Genomic DNA, 17,951 nt, shown 5'->3' on the forward strand with positions numbered 1-17,951 from the left:
ATGGCGGCACAGGTCGGCATGGCTCCTATCAAGCAGCGAGGCGTCGCCACGCTGGGCGGAACGGAGAAGGTCGCGGCACTCCTGCTCGCCATGGGCCGGCAGGCGGCCGCGAGCGTACTCGCGCAGTTCGAGCCGCAGGATATCCGCACCGTTACAAAGGCCGCGGCCGAGCTGCGGCCGATCACGGCGCAGGAACTTGAAGCGATCGTCGAGGAGTTCGCCCAGCAATTCTCGATGGGCGCCAACATTCTCGGCACCCTCGGTGGCCTGGAAGCCGTGCTCGGCGACGTGCTTCCGGCCGACCAGGTCTCGGCCATCATGTCGGACCTGCTGGGCAATTCGAGCCGGTCCGTGTGGGATCGCGTCTCGTCGGTGTCGGAGAACTCGCTGGCAAGCTACCTGTCCAAGGAGCATCCGCAGACCGCGGCGCTCATCCTGTCCAAGGTCAAGCCGTCCTGCGCCGCCAAGGTCATGAGCCAGCTGCCGTCGAGCCTGCGCAACGAGCTGATGCGGCGCGTGCTCAGCCTCAAGCCGATCGTCGACGACGCCATGAGGGTCCTCGAGAAGACGCTGCATGAGGATCTGACGCTGAACTTCGCCCGCAACCTCGGCGCGGACACCTATGCCCGCGTCGCCGACATCATCAACAAGATGGAGCGCGGACACATCGAGGACATGCTCAAGAGCCTGTCGGAGAAGCGGCCGAAGTCGGCCGAAGTGCTGAAGGAGCTGCTCTTCACCTTCGACGACGTCACCAACCTGACGCCGAAGGCGCGCACCATGATCTTCGACCAGGTGCCGACCGATCGCATCGTCATCGCGCTGAAGGGCACCGACAAGCACTTCCGCGAGATGATCCTGTCCTCGGTCGCCTCGCGCGTCCGCCGGGTCGTCGAGCACGAGCTCGCCATCGGCGAACCGTCGAACCAGCGCGACGTGCTCGAGGCGCGGCGCGTGATCACCGACCTCGCGCTCGACCTCGCGGAAAAGGGCGAAATCGAGCTCAACCCCGAGCAGGAGGATGAGCTGGTCTTCCGCTGACCGCTGAACGGGCATGGCAGAAACAACCGATCAGGAGAGCAAGACAGAAGAGGCGACCGAGAAGAAAGTCCGCGATGCGCTCGAACAGGGCAAAATCCCGGTCTCTCGGGAGGCTTCCATCTTCGCCTCGATGGCCGCGCTGATGGTGATCCAGGCGTTCCTGATCGGCCAGGGCGTTCAGCAATTGACGCCGATGCTGACGGGCTTTCTCGATGATCCCGACGGCTTCCCTCTCAGCACCGGGGCCGACGCCCAGAATCTGCTCATCGTGGTCGGGCTTCAGGCACTCCGCTTCCTGACGCCGCTGGTCGTCACCCTGGCGGCCTTCGGGCTGGCCGCCTCGCTGTTGCAAAATGCTCCCAGCCTGGTGCTCCAGCGCATCACGCCGGATCTGTCGCGAATCTCTCCGCTCAGCGGCTGGAGCCGGCTGTTTGGATCGCAGGGCCTCGTCGAGTTCGCCAAGTCGCTGTTCAAGCTCGCCGCGGTCACCGTCGTCGTCGCGTTCGTGCTGCGCTCGTCGGAAGCGAAGGCGTTCGAGGCGATGTACACCGACCCGGTCGCGCTGCCGGAGATGATTCTCAACATCGCCATGCGAATCGTCTCGGCGATCTGCATCGCGACCATCGTCCTGGTAGCGGTCGATCTCGCATGGGCGCGCTTCCACTGGCGGCGCGAGCTGCGCATGACGCGGCAGGAGATCAAGGACGAGCACAAGCAGGCCGAAGGCGATCCGCTGATCAAGGCCCGCCTGCGCTCGCTGGCGCGCGACCGCTCGCGCCAGCGCATGATCGCCTCCGCATCGCGGGCGACGCTGGTGATCGCGAACCCCACGCACTTCGCGATCGCGCTGCGCTACAATCGCGAGGAAAATCCGGCGCCGATCGTCGTGGCGAAGGGCATGGACGTGATTGCGCTGAAGATCCGCGAAGTCGCCGAGCAGAACCGGATTCCGGTGATCGAGAACAAGGCGCTGGCGCGCGCGCTCTACGAGGCGGTTCAGGTCGACCAGGTGATTCCGGCGGAGTTCTTCCGGCCGGTCGCCGAGATCATCTACTTCCTGCAGTCCAAGCAGGCGCCGCGGTCCGAGAAGGTCCAGTAGAATTCCGAGGACGGCGTCTATTCCATCAGCCTGACGAAAGCTTGCGACCCTAAGGTTACACCGTCTGAACCAGAATGGTGCTGCCGTGGGACCGCTCTATCTCTTCGAACTCGCATCGTCGCAGGCGCGATACCTCGAGCTCCGCCAATCGACGATCGCCACGAATGTCGCCAACGCCAACACGCCGGGCTTCAAGGCGCGCGACGTCGAGCCCTTCAACAAGGTGCTCGACAGCACGCCGGTGAGATTGGCGACCACGTCGCCGTCGCACATGCAACTCTCCGCTGCCGAGAGCGACACGCGGGCAACCGCGAAAAAGGACAGCTGGGACGTGGTTCACTCCGGCAACTCCGTCAGTCTCGAGCAGGAAATGATCAAGGGCAGCGACGTCAGTCGCGACTACTCGATGAACTCGGCGGTCGTGCGGTCGTTTCACCGCATGCTGCTGTCGAGCGCAAAGACCTGAGGTGAACTGACATGCTGGACTCACTGCAATCCTCGTTGACGGTCGCGAGCTCCGGGCTCGAAGCGCAGTCGACGCGCATGCGCATCGTCTCGGAGAATCTCGCCAACGCGACGTCGACGGGGCGCGCCGCCGGCGCCGATCCCTATCAACGCAAGACAATCACCTTCGATGCCGCGATGGACCGCGCCTCGGGCGCTCAGCTGGCGAAGGTCAAGGAAATCGGCGTCGACACCACGCCGTACCGCGTGGAGTACGAGCCGGGGCATCCCGCCGCCGACAAGGCCGGCTACGTCAAGCTGCCGAACGTCAACATGATGATCGAGATGGCGGACATGCGGGAAGTCAACCGGTCCTATGAAGCCAATCTCCAGGTCGTGAAACAGGTGAGGTCGATGCTGGGCATGACCATCGACCTGCTGAGGAGCTGACAATGCTTGAAGCAATTTCATCCACAGCGATTTCGGCCGGGCAAGCGGCGAGCCGCGCGACCGAGGCGCAGGCCATCTCGTCGACGGCGACACCCGCGATCCAGTCCGGCGCCGACGTCGGATTCGAATCTGTCATGAAGCAGGTGACGACGGACGCGATCGGGACACTGAAGGCGGGCGAGGCGGCCTCGATCTCGGCGATGCAGGGCAAGGAATCGACGCGGCGCGTTGTGGAGGCGCTGATGTCGGCCGAACAGGCCTTGCAGACGGCGGTCGCAGTTCGCGACAAGGTCGTGCAGGCCTACCAAGAGGTCGTTCGGATGTCGATCTGATCAAGGAGTGACGCTGTGAAATCGCTTGCCATCGCGGCCACGGGCATGAACGCCCAGCAGACCAACATCGAAGTCATCGCGAACAACATCGCCAACATCAACTCGACCTCGTACAAGCGGGCGCGTGCCGAGTTCACCGATCTGTTCTACCAGATGGACCGCATGCAGGGCGTTGCCAACACCAGCGGCTCGTCGCCGATCCCGGAAGGCGCTAATCTCGGCCTCGGCGTCAAGTCGGCGGCGATCCGCAAGCTGCACATCCAGGGCGCGCTCACGCAGACCGGTAATCCCTACGACATGGCGATCAACGGCCGCGGCTGGTTTCAGGTGCTCGGCCCGAATAACGAGGTGCAGTATACCCGCGCGGGCTCGTTCAACACCAACGCCAACAGCCAGCTCGTCACGACCGACGGCTACCTGCTGGATCCCGCAATCACGGTGCCGCAGGGAACGGTTCAGGTCACGGTCAACCAGACCGGACAGGTGTTTGCCAAGCTGGATACGGAAGTGAACCCGAGGCAGATCGGCCAGCTCAATCTCGCTAATTTCGCCAACGAGGCCGGCCTCGAACCGCTGGGCAGCAATCTCTACCGCGAGACGACGGCGTCCGGCACGCCGGTGGTCGGCCTGCCGGGCGATTCCGGCTACGGCAAGATCAACCAGCAATATCTCGAAGCCTCGAACGTCGACCCGGTCAAGGAAATTACCGAGTTGATCTCCGCCCAGCGCGCCTACGAAATGAATGCCAAGGTCATCCAAGCCTCGGATGAAATGGCCCAGACGGTCTCGAAGGGCATGCGCTAGTTCCGGTGTATCCATGTTGAACAGGATGGGCTCGATCATGCGCGGGTTGGCCGCCGTGCTGCTGGTTCTCGTCTTCGCGCGAGTCGCGGCGGCCGAGGAGAAGCGGCTTCCCGTGCCGGCCGTCTCGATCCGCGCCGGCGAGCTGATCCGGGACGAGATGATCACCGAGCGTGCCTTTACGCCGAACGTGCTCGGCGTCGCCGTTTTCATCGAAGGACGCCAGGTCCTGGTCGGCCGCATGGCGCGCCGCGCGCTGCTCCCCGGCCAGCCGATCCCGACCAACTCGGTGGAGGATCCCTGGACGGTCGCCCGCGGAGCGATGGTCAAGGTCGTGGTCGAAGACAGCGGCCTGTCGATCGTGACCTACGGCGCCGCGATGCAGTCGGGCGCGCCCGGCGCGCTCATCCCGATACGAAACACCGATACGGGTGTGATCATCAGGGGTGTCGTCCAGCCGGACGGCAGCGTCAAGGTCGTGGACGGGTCATGACCAGAGTCCTGCTTGCGCTCGTCCTGCTCGTTTTCGCCGCCAGCGCCCAGGCCGCCGTCCGCATCAAGGACATCGCGGACATCAAGGGATTGCGCGAAAACCAGATCGTCGGTTATGGCCTCGTCATTGGCCTGAACGGCACCGGCGACACGCTCCGCAATGCTCCGTTCACGGAGCAGTCCCTGCAATCGATGCTCGAGAACATGGGCATCAATGTCAGGAACGAGACCACCAGCACCAACAATCCACCGCGGCCGACGACGCTGCGCACGCGCAACGTCGCGGCCGTGATGGTGACCGCGGACCTGCAGCCCTCGATCGGTGCCGGCGAGCGCATGGACGTGACCGTGTCGTCGCTCGGCGATGCGACCTCGCTGCTCGGCGGCACCCTGGTAATGACGTCGCTGCGCGCGGCGGACGGTGCGGTCTATGCAGTGGCGCAAGGCGCGGTCACGGTCGCCGGCTACAGCGTCGGGGGCCAGGCCCAGAACGTCAGCCAGGGCACGCCGACCGCGGGCCGCATCCCGAACGGCGCGCTGGTCGAGCGCGAGGTGCAGGGTAGCCTCCATGAAATGGAGTATCTTGTGCTGGAGCTCAAGAACCCCGACTTCGTCACCGCAACGCGAATCCTCGACGCCATCAATCGCTACGCGGGCGGACGCTACCGCGCGCAGATCGCCTTCGAGCGCGACTACCGCACCATCGTGCTGTCGAAGCCGCGCCACATCGGCCCGGTCCGCTTCCTCGCCGAAATCGGCGAGCTGACCGTCGAGCCGGACACGCCGGCGCGGGTGGTGATCAACGAGCGCACCGGCACGGTGGTGATCGGACGCGACGTACGGATATCGACCGTTGCCGTGACGCACGGCAATCTGACGGTCCGCGTCACCGAGCTTCCCGTGGTGTCGCAACCGGCGCCCTTCTCGAAAGGGCAGACGGTGGTCGTGCCCCAGACCGTGGTCGAGGCCAACGAGGCCGGATCGCAGGTGGCGATCCTGAGCGGCGTCGATCTCCAGCGTCTGGTGCGCGGGCTGAACCAGATCGGCCTGAAACCATCCGGCATCATCGCGATCCTCCAGGCGATCAAGACGGCCGGCGCCCTCCAGGCGGACGTCATCGTGCAATGACGCGCAAGCGCCGTGCAAGCTTGGTCGCTCAATGCTCTCTTGACTGAGAATCGCACGCGGACCGATGTTGAAGCTGGATCATAAAGCCAAACTCCTCCTCCTGGTCGCGGCCTCCGCGCTCGCGAGCGCTTCGCCCGTTCTGGCGCTGGATGAGGCCAAGCCGTCGAAGCCGCTCAACCTGCTGTCCTTCGCGCGCGCCCGCGCGCCTGGCCCGCAGAAGCCGATCTCATCGATCCCGAGCGACAATGCGTCGATGCGGGCGACGGCGTGGGCAGCCGAAGATTCGGGACCCGCGATCACGGGTGCCGTGCCGGCCTCCGAGAAGCCCGCGCCGGTACCCACAGCCGCGCCGCGACCCGCCAAGCCCGGTAGCGTCACGGCGCCGCCGAAGCCGGTGCCGCCCCAGGCCGCTGCAACCGCGGACAACGAAGTCGCTCTGTTCTGCAGCAATGTCGCCGACCCCGCGGTCGATGCAAGGCTGGCCTGGCAGCTCAAGGAGCTGGAGAAGGCCGAGAACCAGCTCCGTGAGCGGATCGCCGAGGTCGAGGCCAAACGCGCTGAATATGAGAAGTGGATGGCGTTGCGCGACGACTTCCTGAAGAAGGCCGAAGCGAGCGTCGTCGAGATCTACTCGCGCATGAAGCCGGACGCCGCCGCAACCCAGATCGCCGGGATGGCGGACGAGACGGCTGCGGCCGTGCTCGCAAAGCTCAGCCCGAGGAGCTCGAGCGCAATCTTCAACGAGATGGAGACGGGGCGCGCGGCGCACCTCGCCGATCTGCTCGGCGGGATGCGTCGCGTGGATGACGGAAAGACCAAATAGATGAAGAATCTGATCCTCATCCTGTCGCTGTTATCGCTTGCGGGATGCGTCACTGATCCGGCCGAGGTCCTGACTGGCCCGCGATTGTCGCCGGTCGGGAGCGGTCTGAGGACGCAGGCCGATCCGATTCCCGTGACGCCCCGCATGCACTCGCCCGTCAGCTATCGCTCGACCTGGGACGACGGCACCGACCTCTACCGCGATCCCCGCGCCCGGCGCGTCGGCGACGTCGTGACGGTGATCATCTCGATGCAGGACAAGGCCAAGCTCGACAACAAGACCGGCCGCTCGCGCGATTCGCAGATCAAGTTCGGGCTCGACTGGCTGATGGACGTCGCGGGATGGCAGGACAAGGGCTCGACGAGCGCCAACCTCAACACCAACACCCAGATCAAGGGCAACGGCCAGATCGACCGCGCAGAGGATATCAAACTGTCGATCGCAGCCATCGTCACCGACGTGTTGCCGAACGGAAATATGATGATCAGCGGCTCGCAGGAGTTTAAGGTCAACACGGAAATGCGCGTGCTCAACGTCGGCGGCATCGTGCGTCCACGCGATATCTCTCGAACCAACACGATCTCCTACGAGAAGATCGCCGAGGCGCGCGTGGCCTACGGCGGCCGGGGAAATCTCTCGGACGTGCAGCAGCCTGGATGGGGACATCGGATCTATGACGCCGTGGCACCGTTCTGAGATGCGCGACCGTCGGGCCGCGTCACGAGGGCAGGGGACGTCATGCGCCTGATTGCGGCCATCGTGGTGCTGACCCTGATCGCGATCGGCGCGGGCGGGCTTGCCGGCCTGCATCTGTTTGCAGCCGCCGAGCGCGTCGCCGATGCGAAGAAAACCGCCACGCCGCCGCCTCTTGCCTCGAGCTACGCTGGCAGCGCGCGGCTCAGGAAGCTGTCGCCGATCGTGACCAATCTCGGCGCGCCGGCCAACAACTGGGCCCGCATCGAAGCCTCCATGGTGACCGACAGCATGAGCGACGAGGATGCCGGCATCCTGGCGGCCCATATCAGCGAGGACATCGTCACCTATCTGCGGTCGGCGACGGTGGCGCAGTTCGAGGGATCGCGCGGGCTTCAGCACCTGCGCGACGACCTGACCGAACGCGCCAATATCCGCTCCTCGGGCAAGATCCGCGAATTGATCATTGAGACGTTGGTGATTCAGTGAAACTGAGAGTCCTGCTGCTTGCGTTGCTCCTGGTCGTGCTGCCCGAAGTGGCACTGGCCCAAATTCCGGACCTCAATTCGCTGCTGCCGCCGGGTAACGGCTCGACCAGCGGCCGGATCATCCAGTTGATGGCGGTGATCACGGTACTGTCCGTGGCGCCGGGACTGCTCATCATGGTAACGAGCTTCACGCGGTTTGCGGTGGCGCTGTCGTTCCTGCGCGCCGGTCTCGGACTTCAGACCACGCCGGCCAATCTGGTGCTGATCAGCCTCGCGCTGTTCATGACCTTCTACGTGATGGCGCCGACCTTCGACCGCGCCTGGGAAACCGGGATCCAGCCGCTGATGAAGAACGAGATCTCGGAGGAAGAGGCCTATCTGAAGATCACCGATCCGTTCCGCGAATTCATGCTGGCCCATGTTCGCGACAAGGATCTGCAGACCTTCGAATCGCTGGCCGCGGAGAGCTTCCGCAGGAAGTTCGACGACAAGCGCGTCGACATGCGCGTCATCATTCCGGCCTTCATGATTTCCGAGCTCAGGCGTTCGTTCGAGATCGGATTTCTCATCATCCTGCCGTTCCTCGTCATCGACATGATCGTGGCGACCCTGACCATGTCGATGGGCATGATGATGATGCCGCCGACAATCCTCGCACTGCCGTTCAAGATGCTGTTCTTCGTGCTGATCGACGGCTGGAATCTGCTTGCCTCCGGGCTGGTGCGCTCGTTCTCGTAACGGCAATGAGCGCCAGGCGGACGGTTATGGTTAGCGATAAGTACCGGACTATGGTTAGCAATAGGTACTGTTAACCAACTGATTTTACAGCGCAATTCAAGCCGATCTTAATCCGCGCGCAAGATTCGGCGTGCTAGCAATGCGTCACGGCGGGTTGGACCCCACCCACATCAGTCCAAAGGCATGATGCCGCCCCTCCGTACCGGTGAAAGCCCGGTATGTCCCCTCGTGAAAATGTAACGCGTACATAAAGGGACATTCGCAATGTCAAGCCTGCTTACGAACTCGACCGCCATGACCGCACTCCAGACCTTGCGGTCTGTGAGCTCGCAGCTCTCCACCACGCAAACCCGCATCTCCACCGGCCAGCGCGTCTCGACCGCTTCGGACAACGCTGCCTACTGGTCGATCGCGACCTCGATGCGCGCCGACAACGCCGCGCTCTCGGCGGTCTCCGACTCGCTCGGTCTGTCGGCTGCGACCGTCGACACCGAATATACCGCTCTGACCACGGTCATCGGCGACAAGGACTCCGGCCTGACCAAGCTCCAGTCCCTGCTGGTCGAAGCCAAGACCGCCGGTATCGACCGCAGCAAGATCCAGGCAGACGTCACCCAGATCCAGCAGCAGATGAAGGCGACAGCCAGTGCGGCAACCTTCAACGGCATCAACTGGCTGAGCACGTCCGCCACGACGCCGACGACCTTCAGCCTGGTGTCGTCGTACTCGCGTGTCGGCGGTACGCCCACCATCGGCTCCATCACCGTGACGACCGCCAACTACTCGCTCTACACCTCGACGCAGACCGGCATTCTCGACACGGCCGGTTCGACCGCTCCGTCGATCAACACGATGAGCATCTCCGCGTTGACCGACTCGGCAGCTGACCAGACCACGCTCGATGGCTACATCGCGCAGGTCACCGCTGGCATCAACTCGGTGGCCTCGGCCGCCGCCAATCTCGGTGCCGTCAAGAACCGGCTCTCGACCAACACGGACTTCGTGAAGTCGCTGATGGACTCCGTGGACCGCGGTATCGGTCAGCTCGTCGACGCCGACATGAACCAGGAGTCCACCCGCCTGTCGGCCCTCCAGGTCCAGCAGCAGCTCGGCGTGCAGGCGCTCTCGATCGCCAACAACAGCAGCCAGAGCATCCTGTCGCTGTTCCGCTAAGCCTCAAACGATTTTGGGGAGGGCCGCGCTTCTCACGAGGCGCGGCCCTTTCATTTGGCGTGACATCGCGCGCCGCAATTTCAGCCGCCTTGTTGCGGCAAAGACACAGAGCCACAAGCCCCGCACAAGCTTCGCGGGCTATCGTCGCCGTTACGACAGGTTGGGCCTTGACGCTTTTGCGCAGCCCAAAGGCATGACGCCGCCCTGCCGTACCGGTGTAAGTCCGGTATGTCCCCAAATTTAATTCAATCTCCAAAGGGACATCAAAATGGGTTCTAGCCTCCTCACCAACTCGTCTGCAATGACCGCGCTGCAGACCCTTCGCAACGTCAGCTCGCAGCTCGCGACCACGCAGAACCGGATCTCGACCGGTATGCGCGTCTCGACCGCCTCGGACAACGCTGCCTATTGGTCGATCGCGACGTCGATGCGCTCCGACAACGCCGCGCTTTCCGCGGTCTCCGACTCGCTCGGTCTGTCGGCCGCGACCGTCGACACCGAATATACCGCTCTGACCTCGGTTATCGGCGACAAGGACTCCGGCCTGACCAAGCTCCAGGCGCTGCTGGTCGAAGCCAAGACCGCTGGTATCGATCGCACCAAGATCCAGGCTGACATCACCCAGATCCAGCAGGATATGAAACTCAAGGCGAACTCGGCGACCTTCAACGGCATCAACTGGCTGAGCACGACCGCCACGACGCCGACGACCTTCAACCTGGTGTCGTCGTACTCGCGTGTCGGCGGTACGCCCACCATCGGCTCGATCACCGTGACGACCGCGAACTACTCGCTCTACACCTCGACCCAGACCGGCATTCTGGACACGGCTGGTTCGACCTCTCCGTCGATCAACACGATGAGCATCTCCGTGCTGACCGACTCGGCGGCTGACCAGACCACGCTCGATGGCTACATCGCGCAGGTCACCGCCGGGATCAACTCGGTGGCGTCGGCCGCCGCCAATCTCGGTGCCGTCAAGAACCGACTCGCGACCAACACGGAATTCGTCAAGACCCTGATGGACTCCGTGGACCGCGGTATCGGCCAGCTCGTCGATGCCGACATGAATGCGGAATCGACCCGCCTTCAGGCGCTCCAGACCCAGCAGCAGCTCGGTGTTCAGGCGCTCTCGATCGCCAACCAGAACAGCCAGAGCATCCTGTCGCTGTTCCGCTAAGCCGCGGCTTCGAAAACGACCGTGCTCCTCAGGGAGCACGGTCTCCGCCGTGAGCGGCGGATCCGACGGCACACGACGTGCCCACATCGATTTCCTGACGCCACATTCCAGGGAACACGCCGTCGGCGATCGCACCGCGATGCGACCGGCCGTCCGCTTGTCGCCGACGCGCGCAATTGCGTCACTCAGTCTCTTGTAAAATTGCAACGCCTCGCCGGCGAACCGACACATTCGTGGTCTCGCGCAACCTTCAGACAAGGTTGGCAGCAGAGTGTCCTCTACGTTCGCATTGGTATGAGGTCACATGCTGTTCAGTCGTGCGCAGATACAGCAACTGCTCAATAATCTGCTGGAGCTTGGGCCGCGACGCCTGATGGCCTTGGGATTGATCGGTTTCGCCGTTCTCGTCACCGTCGTGGGCGGCGCCTATTATCTGAGCCGGCCTGAATTCGAAACGCTCTATACCGGCCTTTCCCGCGAAGACGTGACGCGCATGGGTGCCGCGCTGCGCGAGCAGAACATCACCTTCGACGTCAACACCGCCGGCGACGCGGTCTCGGTGCGTCCGAGCCAGACCATGCAGGCGCGGATGCTGCTCGCCGAGAAGGGGCTGCCGACCAGCGCCAATTCCGGCTACGAGCTGTTCGACAAGATCGGCTCGCTCGGTTTGACCTCGTTCATGCAGGAGGTCACCAAGCTCCGGGCACTCGAAGGCGAGATCGCGCGCACGGTGCAGTTGATGAAGGGCGTGAAGGCGGCGCGGGTGCATATCGTGATGCCGGTGCGGGGGTCGTTCCGCGCGACGCAGCAGCCACCTTCGGCATCGGTCGTGCTGCGCACCGACGGCGCGATCGAGGCGCGCACGGCGCAGTCGATCCGTCATCTCGTCGCGGCTGCCATTCCGGGCATGAGCCGCGACAAGGTCACGGTGCTGGACGCTGACGGTTCGATGCTGCTTGCCGAAGAGGATGAGGCGACTGCTGCTCCGACCAAGATGGCGAGTCTGCAGAAGACGGTCGGCGGGATGGTGCAGGAGAACATCCGCAAGGCGCTGACCCCGTATCTGGGGCTCGACAACTTCGAAGTGAGCGTTGCATCGCAGCTCTCCACCGACAAGCGGCAGACCAACGAGACCGTCTACGATCCCGAAAGCCGCGCCGAACGCTCGGTCCGGAACGTCCGCGAGAACGAGAAGTCACAGAATGCGGACCGTTCGCAGCCGACCACGGTGCAGCAAAATCTCCCCGACCAGCAGGTGAACGCCGGCGGCACCAAGAATTCCAGCGAAGACAAGACCCGCCGCGAGGACGTCACCAATTTCGAGGTCTCGTCCAAGACCACGACGACGGTGAGCGACGGCTATTCGGTGAAGAAGCTGTTCATTGCCGTGCTGGTCAACCGCGGGCGGCTCATTGCCGACCTCGGCGACAAGAGCAATCAGGCCATCGTCGACAGCAAGCTCGCCGAGATCAGCCAACTCGCGGCCACGGCCGGCGGGCTGGACAAGGCGCGCGGCGACCAGATCCAGGTGACGGCCGTCGATTTCATCGAAGGCTCGCGCGAACTGGCGCCGGTGCCGCCGATCAGCTTCGTCGAGATGATCAACAAGCAGCTCGGCAGCGTCATCAACGCAGTCACGATCCTGGCCGTAGCTTCGATGCTGGTGTGGTTCGGACTTCGTCCTGCGGTCAATGGCATTCTGACCCACCGCGCGGCGCAGGAGCAGACCGAGGCGGCGGAAGCCGCCCAGCTCGAGTCGGCCGCAGGCGCCCTCGCATTGGCGGACAGCGAAGAAGCCGAGCTCAACCTGGTCGAAGACCTCGAAGGCAAGATGCAGCGAACGCCGCAGAAGCGGCTGGAGCAGATCGTTCGTCTCGATCAGATGCAGGCGGCAGCGATCCTTAAAGACTGGATGCGACGCGAGGAGGCGGCATGAACGCGGCAATCGGAAAGCTCCTGACGCAGTTCGACGTGAACGGGCGGGTCAAATCGCCTCCGCCTCCACCGGCGCCCAAAATCCAGGATGTGCTGACGAGGCCGAAGGAAGCCCGGCGCGAGCCTCAGCCGCAGCCTCAGACCCATTCGCAACCGCAATCGCAGCCGCAGCTTCAGTCGCCGCCTCCGGCGCCGAAGGCGGAAGCCCCGGCGGTCAATCTCCTGGACGATGCCTTTCGGCGCGGCCATGCGGCCGGCGTTGCGGACGGCGAGTCCAGGATCGCCGAGGAACGCGTGCGCAGCGCGATCCGGCTCGGCGAAGAGCGGGCCAAGTGGTCCGACCAGCAGGCGGTGGCGGTCGTCAGCGGCTTCGACACGGCTTGCCGTGAAATCGAGACCAACATCGCGAGCTCCGTTGCGCGGATATTGCTGCCGTTCCTCGCCGACGCGGTCCGCGACAAGGCGATCGGGTCGCTGGTCGAGCAGATTGCTGCGCTGACCGGCAATTCGCCGGTGCCGGTGTTCAAGGTCACCGGCCCGAGCGAACTGCTCGACCTGGTGAAGACGCAGCTCGGGACGGCGCGGCGAACCGGCATCGAGTATGAGGCCGCCGATACATTCGAGGTTCGCGTCGTGGCCGACCAGACCGTGATCGAGACCCAGATCACGGCCTGGAGCGAGCGCCTGAAAGAGGCGCGCCGGTAGTCCGTCATGAATGAGGTCAAGTCAGAACTCGTCATCATCCGCCGGCGGAGCGCCTTCGACGACGAGAAGCCGCACGGCGGCGTCTGGAAGATCGCCTATGCGGACTTCATGACCGCGATGATGGCGTTCTTCCTGGTGATGTGGCTGATCAATGCGCTCAACCAGGATCAGAAGCAGGTGGTCGCGAGCTATTTCAATCCGATCAAGCTCGCGGAGAACGCACCTGCCCCGAAGGGGCTCAAGGATCTCTCCAAGAAGGAGCCGTCGTCGTTCGACGGCCAGGACGGCAGGCGCCAGCCGGGAGGACCGAGCGAGGAACGTCGCGGTGACTCTCCGACGGCCGAGAAGCCGCCCTTCTACGAGGAGAAGGTCCTGTTCCGCGATCCCTATACGACACTCGCCGAGATCGCCAGCAGCGCGAACCAGGCCTCGGGCCAGCGGCGCGCCGGCGCTTTGACGTCCGCCGAAGAGGATGGCCTCAAGGGAGGCGACGCCTACCGCGATCCGTTCGATCCCGGCTATTGGAAGCTTGCGCCGCAGGCACCCAAGGATGCCGATCGCATCATCGAGCCCAAGCCCGAGCTGAAGCCGAATGCGTCCGCGCGCGACACTGCGTCCGGCACAGGCGAGGGCGAGCCACAGGCACGCCGAGCCAGGCAGGACGATGCCGGCGGAAGCGTGGCTCCGAACGCCGATGCGTCGTCCGCAAGCCTGTCGGCTCTGCTGCCGCCGGGGCCCGCGCCATCGCAGGCCTCACGCGAAGGGAGCGCGCAGCCCGGCGCCCAGGCTGGTAATCAAGCCAATGCCGCCGCTCAGCCGCGTCCCAACGACACGACGAAGGAATCCGAGCCGCGCGACGCGGCTCAGGCCCAGCAATTAGCGGTCAACCAGCTTCAGTCGGCGATCGCGGACGCGCTGTCGGACGTCAAGGCTGGCGCCGGACCGGTGGCCGAGGTGCGTCAGGTCGAGGAAGGCCTGCTGATCAGCCTGACCGACGATGCCAACTTCGGCATGTTCGCGGTCGGCTCGGCTGAGCCGCGGCCCGAACTCATCCGGGTGATCGACAAGATCGGCCCGCTGCTGACGAAGCGTCCCGGCGTGATCATCGTCCGCGGCCACACCGACAATCGGCCGTACCGTTCGGAGGCCTATGACAACTGGCGGCTGTCGACGGCCCGTGCGCAGATGGCCTATTACATGCTGGTCCGCTCCGGTGTCGATGCGCAGCGCATCGAGCATGTCGAGGGTTATGCCGATCGGCGGCCTAAACTTCAGAACGATCCGGCGGCCGCGCAGAATCGCCGGATCGAGATCATGGTCCGGGAGAAGCGTCCTTGATCAGGCCTCTTCTCCGCGCCACGCTGCTGATGCTGCTGCCGTTCACGGCGGCAGGCGCATTCGCCGAGCCGGGACCGATGCCGCCCCCGCCGGCATCGGCATCGGGCGAGCCATACGAGCTCGTTCGGGCGCTGCAGGCCGTGCAGGATGGCATCGCCAACGGCGATAGCGCGGCGCACGGCAGCCACAGCGCATTGATCCGGCAGATCGGCGAAAAATTTCTCGCCGCCGATCCGGGCGTGTGGAGTAATTCGCAGAACGGCCAGGCGGCCGTTATCTACCTACTTAGTGGCGGCGCGCCGCAAATCATTCGCAAGCTGCCGCGCGACAAGCTGAACGTCGATGGACGGCTGTTCGATGGCGCGCTTGCCTATGTCGAGGGTCGTCAGGACGAAGCGCGCGAACTGCTCAAGGACGTCAAGCCGCGGACGGTTCCGTCGGGCCTGGGCGGACAGCTCGCGCTGGTCCAGGGCGCGCTGTTCGCACGCGCCGAGGCATCGCTCGCAATCGAGCGTCTGGATGACGCGCGCTTGCTCTTGCCGGGCACATTGGTGGAGGAGGCCGCGCTGCGGCGCGAGATCCTGTTGGTCGGGCAAGCCGAGGATTTCGACAAGTTCGAGTTCCTAACGCTGGCCTATATCAGGCACTACCACAACTCGGTCTATGCCGGGGACTTCTGGCAGCGCTTTGCGACCGGCCTGACGCAGTCGAGCCTCGCGCTCGACGAGCGTCGGTTTGCGCGGATCACCACCCTGCTGGAGCAGATCGACCGCGCGAGCCGCCTCAAGCTCTATCTCGTGATCGCGCGGACCGCGATGGTGCGCGGAGGGCTGGCCGTGACCCGGCTTGCTGGCGAGCGTGCCCTGACTCTCAGCGCCGATGCCTCGGCGGAGCGCGAGCGGGCGCATTTGTTCCGCGGCGTGTCGCGGGCGCTCGCCGACGAATATGACGGCGGTCTCGCCGAGTTGAAGGCGCTCGACCGGTCGAAGCTGCCGGAGCGCGACATTCCCTTTCTCAATGCAACGGTGCAGCTCGCACTCGACGTTCGCAAGCCGTTCGCTGGCGGATCCGCCGCCGCAGCCGACAAGTCTCCGGTCACGCCGGCGCGTCTCGACCTCGCGTCGTCGAACGCAACGCTTGCTCGCGCGCAGAAGCAACTCGGGGAACTCGAACTTCTCACCAGGGATCGCCGTCCATGACGAAGCTCAGTGGAACCTCCGGACAGGTCTTTTCGAGTCTCGCCGAAAGCCTCAACATGCGGGGCACATCGCGCTCCGGGAAGAGCGCCGGACCGAAGGCGCAGGCGGACTCCTCCTTCAACGATCTGCTGCACACCGTCTCGAATCTCGCGAAGCGGGCGCTCAACGATGAGGGCGGCGACACGGCGGTGAAAGCCGGCACGCTGCGGACGCGCCTGGCGCACCAGAGCGGGAAGGACGACGCCAACGACGAGACGGTGCACGACCGTGCCGCGGCAGCCGAAGAGCCCGGATCCAGGGAGAAACCCACCGAGAAATCGTCCCGGAAACATGAACTCCTCGATCCTACCGAGCAGGCCGACGTCCAGAGCCGATCGAGCATCGCCGGGATCATGGGGCAGGAGATCGTCCCCGGGCCGCCGGTCGTGATTCCGCAGATGCAAGCACCGATCGGCGACAAGAAGGATTCGTCTGGGCGCGACGAGCGATCTTCCACGACGAAGCGCGACGTTCAGGCCATAGGCACGGCGAAGGCGACGACAGCCGAGCCCGCGCCTCCCGCGGCTCCAACCACCGCGCACTCGCAGACCGCGGCGTCGCACGCGACGGCTACCGACCAGGCGACATCGCCGCAAGGCAGTGAGCCGTCGCAGAAGGCAACCGCACCCGGCTTCGAGGCCGTCGCGGCCAATGTCGAGCGTGCTGCCAAGGCTTCGGCGCGGGACGCATTGCCCGGGACGACCAAGGTCACCGTAGTCCAGCAAGAGACCCATCTGCCGCCGGCGCAGTTCAACGCTCCGCAGCAGGTTGCCAACGCCGTTATCGCCGAGCTGAAAGAAGCTCCGGCACCGACGGCGTCCGCAGCTGCAGATGTTGCCGCGTCCCAAGCCAATGCGCCCGATCAGCCGCTCAAGATCCTGACCATCAATCTCGAGCCGCCCGCGCTCGGCAATGTCACCGTGCGCCTTCGTCTGGTCGGCAACGAGGTGTCCGTCCACCTTGCCGCCGCGCGCAAGGACACGAGCCAGATGCTGGATCAGCAGCGCGATTCGATCCGCGAGCTGATGCAATCGGCGGGCTACGTCGCCGACATAGCGCCCGTCCAGCACGGCTCGCTGGATGGTTTCCAGAGCGGCTCCGGCCAGTCGCAGCCGCAGCTTTCGGGCCAGCAACAGCCCTCGTCGCAGTCGCAAGGCACGTTCGACGGTACGAGCAATTCGTCGGGACAAGCCGACGGCGGCGCCAAGCAGGCCCGACAGGAGCGCCCGTCCAACCAGGAGACGCGTCATGAGCAGGACGTGGCGCCGCAGATTCGTCGCGGCCCTGTTTATCTGTAACGCCGGCGCCGCGACTGCTGCGACCGACAATTCGCGCCCGTGCGAGCGCGAGATGACGCGTGCGTCCCAGCAGCACGGAATTCCGCTCGGCATTCTCTACGCGGTCGGCCTGACCGAGACCGGCCGGCGCGGCGCGCTTCATCCTTACGCGCTCGGCGCCGATGGACAGACCGTATTCGCCAAAGACATGAACGACGCGATCGCCAACTTCGAAGCCATGCGAGCTAGGGGGATCAAGCTGATCGACGTCGGCTGCATGCAGATCAACCACTACTATCACGGCGACAAATTCGTCTCGGTCCGGGCGATGTTCGATCCCGCAGGGAATGTCGACTACGCCGCGCGCTTCCTGAAGGAGCTGAAGCAGCGCGAGGGCAGCTGGACCATGGCGGTCGCCCGCTACAATGCAGGCCCCAACAACCAGCCGGCGCAGAAGCGCTACGTCTGCCACATCGTCGCGCATCTCGTCTCGAGCGGCTTCGGCGCGTGGACCGACAAGGCGCGCTCGTTCTGTCAGCCCAAGACGAGCTGACGACATGAAGTTGTGCATGGTTC

At 64.6% G+C, this 17,951-nt stretch carries 20 protein-coding genes; all 20 read left to right on the forward strand.

The features are described 5' to 3' along the window. A complete protein-coding gene (locus N551_RS0132580; protein WP_027570476.1) occupies positions 1 to 1,041 on the forward strand; it encodes a flagellar motor switch protein FliG in 1,041 nt (346 codons plus the stop codon). Positions 1,042 to 1,054: 13 nt separating this feature from the next. Next, entirely contained in the window at positions 1,055 to 2,140 is a 1,086-nt protein-coding gene (gene flhB / locus N551_RS0132585) for a flagellar biosynthesis protein FlhB (protein ID WP_027570477.1), read from the forward strand. 85 nt (positions 2,141 to 2,225) lie between these two features. Further along, complete coding sequence (gene flgB, locus N551_RS0132590; protein ID WP_027519862.1) at positions 2,226 to 2,606, forward strand: flagellar basal body rod protein FlgB; 381 nt, start codon at positions 2,226 to 2,228, stop codon at positions 2,604 to 2,606. Positions 2,607 to 2,617: 11 nt separating this feature from the next. Beyond that, entirely contained in the window at positions 2,618 to 3,034 is a 417-nt protein-coding gene (gene flgC, locus N551_RS0132595) for a flagellar basal body rod protein FlgC (protein WP_007595894.1), read from the forward strand. Positions 3,035 to 3,036: 2 nt separating this feature from the next. After that, positions 3,037 to 3,366: a flagellar hook-basal body complex protein FliE gene (locus N551_RS0132600; protein ID WP_027570478.1), complete on the forward strand. Its 330-nt coding sequence runs from the start codon at positions 3,037 to 3,039 to the stop codon at positions 3,364 to 3,366. A gap of 15 nt (positions 3,367 to 3,381) precedes the next feature. Next, positions 3,382 to 4,170, forward strand: a complete 789-nt coding sequence (gene flgG, locus N551_RS0132605) for a flagellar basal-body rod protein FlgG (protein WP_007595892.1) — start codon at positions 3,382 to 3,384, stop codon at positions 4,168 to 4,170. Positions 4,171 to 4,183: 13 nt separating this feature from the next. Then, positions 4,184 to 4,660 carry a flagellar basal body P-ring formation chaperone FlgA gene (flgA, locus tag N551_RS0132610; RefSeq protein WP_081747979.1) on the forward strand — a complete coding sequence of 159 codons (477 nt, stop codon included), beginning with the start codon at positions 4,184 to 4,186 and terminating at the stop codon, positions 4,658 to 4,660. Beyond that, complete coding sequence (flgI, locus tag N551_RS0132615) at positions 4,657 to 5,787, forward strand: flagellar basal body P-ring protein FlgI (RefSeq protein ID WP_027570480.1); 1,131 nt, start codon at positions 4,657 to 4,659, stop codon at positions 5,785 to 5,787. Before flgA ends, flgI begins: the two co-directional genes overlap by 4 nt. A gap of 64 nt (positions 5,788 to 5,851) precedes the next feature. Then, positions 5,852 to 6,610: a MotE family protein gene (locus N551_RS0132620; RefSeq protein WP_027570481.1), complete on the forward strand. Its 759-nt coding sequence runs from the start codon at positions 5,852 to 5,854 to the stop codon at positions 6,608 to 6,610. Then, on the forward strand, positions 6,611 to 7,306 hold the full coding sequence (gene flgH, locus N551_RS0132625; RefSeq protein ID WP_027570482.1) for a flagellar basal body L-ring protein FlgH: 696 nt from the start codon (positions 6,611 to 6,613) through the stop codon (positions 7,304 to 7,306). 42 nt (positions 7,307 to 7,348) lie between these two features. Beyond that, positions 7,349 to 7,792: a flagellar basal body-associated FliL family protein gene (locus N551_RS0132630; RefSeq protein ID WP_027570483.1), complete on the forward strand. Its 444-nt coding sequence runs from the start codon at positions 7,349 to 7,351 to the stop codon at positions 7,790 to 7,792. Further along, positions 7,789 to 8,529, forward strand: coding sequence for a flagellar type III secretion system pore protein FliP (fliP, locus tag N551_RS0132635; protein ID WP_007595877.1), 741 nt, complete (start codon positions 7,789 to 7,791; stop codon positions 8,527 to 8,529). Before N551_RS0132630 ends, fliP begins: the two co-directional genes overlap by 4 nt. Before the next feature lie 264 nt (positions 8,530 to 8,793). Continuing rightward, positions 8,794 to 9,702 (forward strand): flagellin, encoded by a 909-nt coding sequence (locus N551_RS0132640; protein ID WP_027570484.1) that lies wholly within the window; start codon positions 8,794 to 8,796, stop codon positions 9,700 to 9,702. Between the two features lie 268 nt (positions 9,703 to 9,970). Continuing rightward, positions 9,971 to 10,882, forward strand: coding sequence for a flagellin (locus N551_RS0132645; RefSeq protein WP_027570485.1), 912 nt, complete (start codon positions 9,971 to 9,973; stop codon positions 10,880 to 10,882). 304 nt (positions 10,883 to 11,186) lie between these two features. After that, complete coding sequence (fliF, locus tag N551_RS0132650) at positions 11,187 to 12,818, forward strand: flagellar basal-body MS-ring/collar protein FliF (RefSeq protein ID WP_027519855.1); 1,632 nt, start codon at positions 11,187 to 11,189, stop codon at positions 12,816 to 12,818. Next, positions 12,815 to 13,522 carry a hypothetical protein gene (locus N551_RS0132655; protein ID WP_027570486.1) on the forward strand — a complete coding sequence of 236 codons (708 nt, stop codon included), beginning with the start codon at positions 12,815 to 12,817 and terminating at the stop codon, positions 13,520 to 13,522. Before fliF ends, N551_RS0132655 begins: the two co-directional genes overlap by 4 nt. Before the next feature lie 6 nt (positions 13,523 to 13,528). After that, positions 13,529 to 14,860 (forward strand): MotB family protein, encoded by a 1,332-nt coding sequence (locus N551_RS0132660; protein ID WP_027570487.1) that lies wholly within the window; start codon positions 13,529 to 13,531, stop codon positions 14,858 to 14,860. Beyond that, a complete protein-coding gene (locus tag N551_RS0132665; RefSeq protein ID WP_027570488.1) occupies positions 14,857 to 16,059 on the forward strand; it encodes a chemotaxis protein in 1,203 nt (400 codons plus the stop codon). Before N551_RS0132660 ends, N551_RS0132665 begins: the two co-directional genes overlap by 4 nt. Further along, positions 16,056 to 17,396 (forward strand): flagellar hook-length control protein FliK, encoded by a 1,341-nt coding sequence (locus tag N551_RS0132670; protein ID WP_027570489.1) that lies wholly within the window; start codon positions 16,056 to 16,058, stop codon positions 17,394 to 17,396. Before N551_RS0132665 ends, N551_RS0132670 begins: the two co-directional genes overlap by 4 nt. Then, complete coding sequence (locus N551_RS0132675; protein ID WP_027570490.1) at positions 17,347 to 17,928, forward strand: transglycosylase SLT domain-containing protein; 582 nt, start codon at positions 17,347 to 17,349, stop codon at positions 17,926 to 17,928. The genes N551_RS0132670 and N551_RS0132675 overlap by 50 nt, the downstream gene beginning before the upstream one ends. The last annotated feature ends 23 nt before the right edge of the window (positions 17,929 to 17,951 follow it).

Source organism: Bradyrhizobium sp. URHA0013 (genome assembly GCF_000518345.1).
In the GTDB taxonomy this organism is placed as follows: domain Bacteria; phylum Pseudomonadota; class Alphaproteobacteria; order Rhizobiales; family Xanthobacteraceae; genus Bradyrhizobium.